This is a genomic window from Polaromonas sp. P1_G4 (assembly GCF_056405475.1).
Genome location: NZ_JBFUCA010000992.1, coordinates 1 through 722, shown reverse-complemented (window position 1 = coordinate 722; position 722 = coordinate 1). Strand labels below are relative to the sequence as shown.

General features: G+C 56.1%; 2 protein-coding genes. Both read right to left on the bottom strand.

The window, feature by feature from the left end; all coding sequences use genetic code 11:
* Positions 1-268, bottom strand: a 268-nt coding sequence (locus AC1D1X_RS24950; protein ID WP_477699580.1) for a peroxiredoxin, incomplete at its 3' end; no start/stop codon positions are given.
* Between the two features lie 123 nt (positions 269-391).
* Positions 392-722, bottom strand: a 331-nt coding sequence (locus AC1D1X_RS24945; protein ID WP_477699579.1) for an Mth938-like domain-containing protein, incomplete at its 5' end; no start/stop codon positions are given.

Here is a 722-nt window from a genome sequence, read left to right as displayed (position 1 = left end):
GTTCGAACGGGAGTTCAAGCTTGGACTTGAACTCGTCGTGGGATTTCATGTTGTCGCGGGACACGCCGAACACGGTTGCGCCGGCCTTGACGAAGTCCTTATAGCGGTCACGGAACTGCATGGCTTCCGTGGTGCAACCCGGTGTGTTGTCCTTGGGATAGAAGTACAGCACAACGACTTTGCCGAGGTGGGATGTGTTGGAAACCTTGATGCCGCTCGTGGCGATCGCTTCAAATTCGGGGAGTGGTTTATTGACGACGACTGCCATACTGAGTAGACCCTGACGAAAGTAGTTGTAATTAGCCGCGCCTTTTGGCAACCGGCCCGGGACGCGAGTCCTGGATGTGGTGCCAAGTGCAACCCTAGATTTTACCCTGAAAGAGAGGGCATTTCAGCCTTCTGTTCCTTCTGTTTCAATCAGCAGGGCAGCAATTACCTGCCGGCCTTCTCCCGCGAGGATGTTGTAGGTGCGGCATGCTGCCAAAGTGTCCATGGTCTCAATGCCGATGCGGCGCTCCATCAGTGTGCGCAGGAAGGCCGGAGGCGGAAAGCGCAATCGGGAGCCGCTGCCAAAAATCACGAGTTCAGGCTGCGTCGCGGCAAGCAGGGCGAAATGCTCTGCCGTGAGTTGCTCAAAACGCGTGCAGTTCCAGTCAAACTTCTCGCCCCTTGAGCCAATCACGATGCTGTGTTCGATTTTCTCCGCGACACCATTGCTTCCC